Below are 8,266 nucleotides of genomic sequence, written 5' to 3'. Positions count from 1 at the left end.
AGACAGGAGACAGGATACAGGAGACAGGAGACAGGAGACAGGAGACAGGATACAGGAGACAGGAGACAGGAGACAGGAGACAGGATACAGGATACAGGAGACAGGAGACAGGAGACAGGAGACAGGAGACAGGAGACAGGAGACAGGAGACAGGAGACAGGAGACAGGAGACAGGAGACAGGAGTCAGAAAAAAGTTTTTCGGTGACTTTAGAGTCAGAATTATAGATATAATTCCCACTATTAGACATCTCCAAAAATTAAAAATCAAATCAACTATTATCCATCAATTATCAATTATTTCCCCCTGTTCCCTGTTCCCTGTTCCCTGTTCCCTGTTCCCTGTTCCCTCTTTTCTGGAGATGTCTATTGTTTTGGGTGAAAATTTACCACTAATTGAATTTCATATATCAAATCAGCAACGCCGTTTAATCCAGAAGTAGATTAAAAGTAAATTAAATTTTAATAACCAAAATATATAAGGCCAAAGTAATTCTGTGAAAACAACTTCAGATCGAATAACATCATCCACCAGCAAAGAAGATAAACCAATAGTTCTGGTAGAAACAGCTTTTCTGGCCAGTACAGCTAGTTTAATTTGGTTTATCAATTATTATTTTCCCTTGGGACCATTATTAAGAGTTTTCTTCCCAATACCAATTGCTTTACTATATTTACGCTGGGGAAACCGTGCCGCTTGGATGGGTGCAGTAGTATCAGGATTACTTTTATCTGTGCTTATGGGGCCAACTCGTAGTATTTTATTTGTTATTCCCTTTGGTTTCATGGGAGTAATGTTAGGGGCAGTGTGGAAACGAGGAGGAAATTGGTTAATTTCTATTGGTTTAGGTTCTATACTAGGCTCTATTGGTTTCTTTTTTCGATTGTGGTTACTTTCACTTTTGTTGGGGCAAGACCTCTGGATATATGTAACTACACAAGTGACAGGAATCCTAGAATGGGTATTTATCAAATTGGGATTATTAGCTCAACCTAGTTTGCCTTTAATTCAAGCACTTGCTTTAGTTATAGTATTTGTGAATAATGTTGTGTATTTATTTGTTGTACATTTGGTAGCTTTATTGTTACTAGACCGGATCGGTAACCCTATTCCTAGACCTCCTAAATGGGTAAGAGTTTTGCTTGATTATGAGTAGTAGATTTTAGGTGGTAGGTAGTAGGTGGTAAGTGGTAGGGTGTGTTAGCGGTAGCGTAACTGAGCAAACTCTTTTGTAGATATTAGGTATTAGGTGGTAGGTAAACTTTTCTCCTCTCCAATAGACATCTCCAAAAATGAAAAATAGGTAGTTCTGCATAATAATGATATATGCAGATGAACAATGCCTAGTGTGGGCATCCTCAAAACGAGGGAGCAAGATGCTCTCATTACCGTCTCTGGTAAAAACAATAATTACAATGTACGACTATTATAGCAATGAGCGCTGGTATATTTACAAATTGCAGGAGGGGCCAAATAGCTAAAAGTCTTATATTATCAGCAATTTATTCCCCCTTCCGGAGCTGTTGCCAGATGAGCTGTTGCCTGCGCACAGCGCTATACAATGCGCCACCATCCCAAAATCAAATCAATTGTTATCCATACATAAATATTCAAATATAGGAATGAGCGCTGGTATATTTACAAATTGTAGTAGGGGCAAAAGAGCTAGAAGTCTTATATGATTCCTACGGAATGCTTGCGCAAACGGCAATTTATTCCCCCTGTTCCCTGTTCCCTGTTGCCTGTTCTCTGCGCACAGCGCTATATTTATCCCTGTTCCCTTAATGACTACTGCTATAGCAAGGAACGAGTTGGTGTTTGATATCATGTCCGGTAGCATCAGTATTGTATAGAAAAGGAAGGCAACAAACAGGAAGGCAACAAACAGGAAGGCAATTGAGCAAGAAAAAAACTTAAATTTCCTGTAGATATCCACGCTAACTTTTACACAAACGATACCAACGGACATGATATGACTTATGTTGATGATGAACCGTAAGACAGAGAAATAATTTTCCCACTGTTGCCTGTTGCCTGTTGCCTGTTCCCTGCTATATAACTGATAACTGAAATTACCCATTACTCAATAATAATAATGATTCGTGTATATACTCAGGTGCAACAGGGAAAAAATTGGCTGCAAAGGTATCGGAGACGCCAACCAGTGTTTGGCTGTATATTAGGATTTACAGATACAGGTCTAATACCGGGAATTTCTGCAGCAGGGGCAACTCCAAAAGACCGCCAATATACTTGTTTGGCAGATGTGGAATTTTTATATAACGGTTTTCAACCACAACCTAAATATCCATTACCACCCCTTGATGCTGGTGCTTCTCCAGTTTTAATCACAAAAGCAATTGTTGATGCTCTCAATATTCCTCTCTACTTATTTAATGCTGGTTTAACTCATCAACCCACTGTAGCAACAATTAATTTGGGAGGTACTCCAGCTCGTTGTTTAACTTCTGGTCATGCTTTAGATATGGCAACTGTTGAACATTTACTGGAAGCTGGAAAGAGTTGGGGATATAAGTTAGCTGCTGAAGCAAAAGATAGCTATTTAATATTAGGAGAATGTGTAGTTGGAGGTACAACTACAGCTTTAGCAATTTTATTAGGTTTAGGTATTGCTGCTGCAGGCAAAGTTAATAGCAGTCATCCTCAATGTAATCATGCTCAAAAGTTGGCTGTGGTGCGCCAAGGTTTACAAGTTTCTGGTTTTAATTCTGTACCTCCCCTTTCACAACCCCTAAAATTGGTCGCTGCGGTGGGAGACCCGATGCAAATAGTAGTAGCAGGAATGGCAATGACAGCAAGTCTCAAAGTAGGGGTGATGTTAGCTGGTGGTACACAAATGTTAGCTGTTTATGCTTTGATGCAAGCATTAGCGGCAAAATATTCTATATCTTGGCTGCCTGAGAATATTGTGGTGGGAACAACTCGATGGGTTGCTGAAGACCCGACAGGGGATACTGTGGGGTTGGCTAGAGAAATTGGTTTTGTGCCTTTGATGGCAACACAACTTAGTTTTGCTGAGTCTTGTTATCCTCAATTACGAGCTTATGAACAGGGTTATGTTAAAGAAGGTGTGGGTTGTGGAGGATGTGCGATCGCGGCTCATTTATATAGAGATTGGAGTCAAGTTCAGTTGCTTCAAGCTGTTGAAAGTTTGTTTGTATAATGGGACTTACACATTTTCTGGGGATAAAAATGCTTGAAAGTCAGTCTAGGCAAGGGAATTATGTCAAAGCACTAAAAAAGGCTAGAACCCTTGGTAATAAAGGAATTATCATTTTCTTTGTGGGTTTAATACCCCACCGTCAACGGGGGTGTTCAAAATTACTTGGGGGAGCGAATCCCCATGTAATTTTCCTCCTGTCTCCTGTCTCCTGTCTCCTGTCTCCTTCTTCAAATCATGTCCGGTTAAACAGTGATAAATAAATAACTACGGAGTCCTCAGGAGTCAGTCCTCAGGAGTCAGGAGGAAAGAGGGAAGAAAGAAGAACAACTGGAGTTGAAGGAGAAAGTTTTTTTATAACTAATTATCCGGACATGATATTAATCCAAGAAGCGATCGACACTTGTCCTGTAGATTGTATTCACTGGGTTGATTATACCAAACTAAATACTCTGGAAGAAGAGCGCAAGTATCAGGTGATTCCTATTGCTGGTAGTCTTGTGGATAGTGGGGCAGCTCGTATTGCTAGTCATAGAAATAAGCAAAATGCAGATCAAAAGAAGATTTGATTCTTTTCATTAATTCCTGTAGGGTGCGTTAGTGCGTTAGCGAGAAGATTAATTATGCTCAAGTCTAGTGGAGAGGGCGATCGCGTAACGCACCATTTCAATGTTATAGCAGTCGAAGCAAAAGTTATACCAAATTGATATAGAAATGTGCGCTGGCATATTTACAAATTACAGTAACTGTCCAATAGCTAAAAGCCTGATATTATCGGTTTTTTATTCCCCCTTCCGGAGCTGTTGCCTGTTGCCTGTTGCCTGTTGCCTGCGCACAGCGCTATAAATGTTTGCTACGAATAGCTAGGGTATTTCTTAACTTATCTTTTTCGTCAAATAGTCATTTCCAATAAATTATTTCTATCGACTCCAGCAAATAACCATCAATCTCTCAAACTCTCCAACACCTCATCCGTAAACGGATTTTTCCCTGCCTGGAGCGCTTCGATCCATTTTTGCCGTTGTGCTTTTTTCTTCTCATTACTCGTCCATTCTACAGATACCTGAAAATCTGCGATCGCTCCTTTTCTGCTTTGGGATTCTCTCCTAATTCTTGATATTTTTCCACAGTGGTAATATTCTCTGTCTGTAGTTGTGCCCCCACTACTTGCAATTCTATCGGGCGAATTTCTCCCAACTCCTGAGCTAAATCTTCAACTAACTTTTCTGTCAGATTTGGATCTATTTTAAACTGAGAATTTTCTGTTAATCCTTGAATGACTAATTTTGCCTGATCCTGGGAAAAATTTCTCAATTCATAAAGAATATTTTTACTTAAAATATCATTGTTGATTGTTTCTAAATTGGCTAAATAATTAAATTCTAATAAATAATGAATATAATCTGAACGCAGGGATAAAACAATTTTCACAAAAGGAATTTTTAAACATTCTTCCAGAAACTGAGCAAATTCTCTTTTTTGCCCTGGCTCTGAATTAACAAAGAAAAATTCCTCAAATTGATCGAAAATAATAACCGTAAGTAGATTTAATTCAGCATTATTTCGTAACTGAGAAAAAATTGCTTCAGTCGAATTAAGTATATGTGAATTAACTGCTAATTGGGGAATTGCTTTAAGTTTTTTAGCTAAACTTTCCCCCAATGCTGAAATCCAATGAATATAAACTTGCTGCAAAACCACTACTAAATTACGGGTATCAATTGATTTTTTTTCTAAAGCAGGTATTAATCCAGCCTGCAAAATAGAACTTTTACCAACTCCTGATTGCCCATGAATAACTATCAGTTTATAGTCAGGGCGACTAATTCTTTCTAGTAATTTTTCGACATTGAATTGGCGTCCAGATGCAGAAATTTCTTGAGTAACTTTTCGTCGATTAAGTTGAGGTAAAGCCGGGTTTGTATTTGGTTTTCTGTATCCCAAACGATTTGCACCGATAAATGCTACAAACCCAAATTGTTGTTCTATTTGTTGCAGTTTTTGCTTCAATTCAAAAGCTGCTAAATATGCTTTTTGTTGGTAATATATTTCTCGTTATTCTGTGATAATATCAATATAAAATTCGGTACTTTACTCAGGTTTTGTCGTATTTTTTGCTTGTTCAAAATTGGCTATAGATGCTTCAAATTTACCTAAATATTTTTCGGCTTTTGCTAGAGCAAATAAATATTTTCCTAGATGAGAATAGCGCTCCCAATCTAAAGTAACTTCGTCTTTTTCTGAGCTAGGAGGAGATACAGTATCTAGAGTTTTGTTGCAAATTTCTATGGCAGTTTGAGCAAGTTTTTTTGCTTGTCTATAATGATTTTTTGCCAGTTCACATTCTGCCAGAAAACCATCAGCACGAGCCTCACAAAATGGCTGATCATAGGTTTGATGTAATTCTCTTGCTCTGTTAGCAACAGTTTCTAACTCATCCCAACGTCCTAAAGTCTGCAAAACTTCTCCCCAAGTATTGATAAATTTAGCAACTAAGTCTGGGCGGTTAACTGTCTCAAAGCCTTCTACTGACTGCTGAAAATATGAACAAGCTCTCTCACAAGCCATATTTTTCTCAACCCGATGCCTAACTGCATAACTACACCACCATAACCCCAGATAATAATAAGTGTGAGCCACCCGCACCAAGTTGTTAATTTGTTGCCAAAGTTCGAGACTATGTTGATAATGCTCTAGTGCTATTTCGGTATAATTATCGGTTGCCCTGCCTAAAACAAATTCCAAATTTGCTTCTAACTCAAGCTCTAAGGTAACTTCTCGGTTTAACAATTCTTGCCTTGCGCTCACCAACTCTTGATAAGCAGACTCTCCCAGACCAAGAGCAGTATCATCTAAAAATATTCTTGCCCCACTTTCTAAAACTTTCTGATAAACACTCTTACTGGTCTGCTGAATAAAATCAATTAATTCCTGAGTGGTAGTTTCAAAAACGGTCAGACTTGACCAATTTTCAAGGTCAGGAATTAACCGAATAAATTTACGAGAAATTTCTGCATCAACCCATAAAACTATGGGAAAAGGGCAATTTTTTCTAAACTCCTCGCGAACTAAACTCATTGCGACCAGCAATTTATCAATATTTCTGACAAACTCCAAACCCCAAACCATCAGAGCATCTGGTTGTTGGTTTCCTAAGCATTTTCTAATAGTTGCATAAAGTTCATCGACAGACTCATCCAACTGCAACTGTGCCAAGTCTCCAGAAAAAGATTCCCGGAGTTGTGGAATTAGGCGATCGCGCTGGCTCAGATTATTGCACTGTGCCAGAAATAGGCGAAATTGTCCTTGAGACATTTCCATGCCTCGGATTAATTTCTGCAATAATTTTTGATTGTTAATTTCCCTGTAATTAGGCATAAATTTTTGGCGTTGGTAAAGCGCGTGTATGATATTAGTCTTAATTCTTTAGGAGTCAGGAGTCAGGAGTCAGGAGTCAGGATTCAGGAGGGAAGAAAGAAGAATAACAGGAGTAGAAGGAGAAAGTTTTTCGGGGAGTGTAAAGGTCACGGAGTTCTATCGCGCTCTTATCCGGACATGGTATCATACCTCAGATTACCAACGCCAAATTTTTAAATATATTTAATTAATGCTCAAAATTAGACATCCCCATAAAAGAGGGAGCAGGGAGAAATAATTGAAAATTTATGGATAAGAATTGATTTTATAGCGCTGTGCGCAGGCAACAGGCAACAGGCAACAGCTCCGGAAGGGGGAATAAAAAACCGATAATATCAGGCTTTTAGCTATTGGACAGTTACTGTAATTTGTAAATATGCCAGCGCACATTGCTATATTTTTAATTTTTAGATATCTCCGGAAAATAAATAAACCTTTTAGTTATATTAGCTAAAGAAAAAAAAGTCACCAGAAAAAATCTTTTTTCCTGCCTTTTTCGTAAAAATATCTTACCTGTTCCCTGTTCCCTGTTCCCTGTTCCCTACTCCTACCAAAAATCTATATCTTTTTCGGAGAGGTCTTTTGGAGATGTCTATTATCAAAAAATTCTTTTTCATACCCTAAAGTTGGGTTTTCGTTCCTCAACCCAACCTACGCCCTCTACTCCCTTATATTTAACTTATATTTAACTCTGGCGCATCTTTCAAAAGAGGATTAATATCAAACCAAGGGCCAAGTTCATCTTGATACTCATAAACAAACATACTCCGGATTAAAGTTTGGTATCCATCATCTCCCGTTACTTTTTTTGTCTGAGCAACTCGGCGCAATAATTCCCACTCCCGGTCATCTACAGCTAAAAGTCGATGATTGCGATAAGTTTTAATTACATTGGCAACACTAGCGCGGGAGATGGGAAGATCCCCTTCTTCCATAATAGCCTCATTAACTATGCGCAATACATTCCTCACATGACCACCACTGAAACGACATAAGTAATCTAAAGTTTCCTGATTATCAAAGATTTCGGTAACTTTTGCCAAACGTTGCTGTGGATCTAATTCTGGAAATGCCCTGGCCAAAACTAACTGTCGCATTAACTTCATTCCTTCAGCACATTCACTACCATCGCGCAACTGTGTGGCCACCATTGGCAATATTTGAGGGTCTTTCTTAAATCTTTGAGTTAATGTGTCGTAGTCATTGGAAAACCTCAGTGCCATAGGAAGAGTATAAATCAGATGACAATGAAGACTCATCAGTTGTTCGCCCCGGTCAACAAATAGATATTCTGGTTGAGGTCGCCCCCAAGGTTTAGGTGAGCTATCAACTTTTTCCAGGTTGTCAACGATCACCACTAATCCTTTTTTACCATACTGTTTCAGCTTTTCGTTAACGGGTTCAAGCAATTCTTTGTTAATAGTTTCAATAATTCCGCTAGTGCGGGGTCCGAGATATTCTCTGAGTTTACTACGAAGTTCGGGACTAGCTTTTGCCTGGGCAGTAATTTTACCAATTCCTAAAGAGAGCATTGACTTAATCAAAAAATAACGATATAATAGGTTACAAAGCACACTATTAGACAGACTGTGTTTGCGGAGCATATAAAACACACATACATGAAATCTATTAGAACTAAGCTCAAACTGAATAATCAGCAAAAAACTTT

At 38.5% G+C, this 8,266-nt stretch carries 7 protein-coding genes and 2 pseudogenes; 5 read left to right on the top strand and 4 right to left on the bottom strand.

Going from position 1 to position 8,266, the window contains the following annotated elements; translation table 11 throughout:
- The 3 genes from F6K18_RS35475 to cobT form a co-directional block, all read left to right on the top strand.
- On the top strand, nt 1–441 hold a 441-nt coding region (locus F6K18_RS35475; protein WP_287527996.1), incomplete at its 5' end, for a hypothetical protein.
- A gap of 54 nt (nt 442–495) precedes the next feature.
- Nucleotides 496–1,155: a DUF2232 domain-containing protein gene (locus F6K18_RS35470; RefSeq protein WP_287527993.1), complete on the top strand. Its 660-nt coding sequence runs from the start codon at nt 496–498 to the stop codon at nt 1,153–1,155.
- Between the two features lie 939 nt (nt 1,156–2,094).
- Nucleotides 2,095–3,183 (top strand): nicotinate mononucleotide-dependent phosphoribosyltransferase CobT, encoded by a 1,089-nt coding sequence (gene cobT / locus F6K18_RS35465; protein WP_287527991.1) that lies wholly within the window; start codon nt 2,095–2,097, stop codon nt 3,181–3,183.
- Nucleotides 3,184–3,291: 108 nt separating this feature from the next.
- Here the strand turns inward: cobT and F6K18_RS35460 are convergent, their stop codons facing one another.
- On the bottom strand, nt 3,292–3,414 hold the full coding sequence (locus F6K18_RS35460; protein WP_275670435.1) for a hypothetical protein: 123 nt from the start codon (nt 3,412–3,414) through the stop codon (nt 3,292–3,294).
- A 146-nt stretch (nt 3,415–3,560) separates the two neighbouring features.
- Here F6K18_RS35460 and F6K18_RS35455 point away from each other — a divergent pair.
- Nucleotides 3,561–3,749, top strand: a pseudogene (locus F6K18_RS35455) (ferredoxin); the annotation flags it as partial.
- A gap of 484 nt (nt 3,750–4,233) precedes the next feature.
- Here F6K18_RS35455 and F6K18_RS35450 read toward each other — a convergent pair.
- Together F6K18_RS35450 and F6K18_RS35445 are read right to left on the bottom strand one after the other, a co-directional pair.
- Entirely contained in the window at nt 4,234–5,190 is a 957-nt protein-coding gene (locus F6K18_RS35450) for an NACHT domain-containing protein (protein WP_287527989.1), read from the bottom strand.
- A gap of 81 nt (nt 5,191–5,271) precedes the next feature.
- Nucleotides 5,272–6,558, bottom strand: a complete 1,287-nt coding sequence (locus tag F6K18_RS35445; protein WP_287527987.1) for a tetratricopeptide repeat protein — start codon at nt 6,556–6,558, stop codon at nt 5,272–5,274.
- Between the two features lie 6 nt (nt 6,559–6,564).
- Here F6K18_RS35445 and F6K18_RS35440 point away from each other — a divergent pair, with 6 nt between their 5' ends.
- Entirely contained in the window at nt 6,565–6,774 is a 210-nt protein-coding gene (locus F6K18_RS35440) for a hypothetical protein (protein ID WP_287527985.1), read from the top strand.
- Nucleotides 6,775–7,271: 497 nt separating this feature from the next.
- Here F6K18_RS35440 and F6K18_RS35435 read toward each other — a convergent pair.
- Nucleotides 7,272–8,266, bottom strand: a pseudogene (locus F6K18_RS35435) (hypothetical protein); the annotation flags it as partial.

It is taken from the genome of Okeania sp. SIO2C2 (assembly GCF_010692625.1).
GTDB classification, from domain to species: Bacteria; Cyanobacteriota; Cyanobacteriia; order Cyanobacteriales; family Microcoleaceae; genus Okeania; species Okeania hirsuta.
The sequence above is the reverse complement of the archived record's forward strand: the minus strand, read 5'-3'. Positions and strand labels throughout refer to the sequence as shown.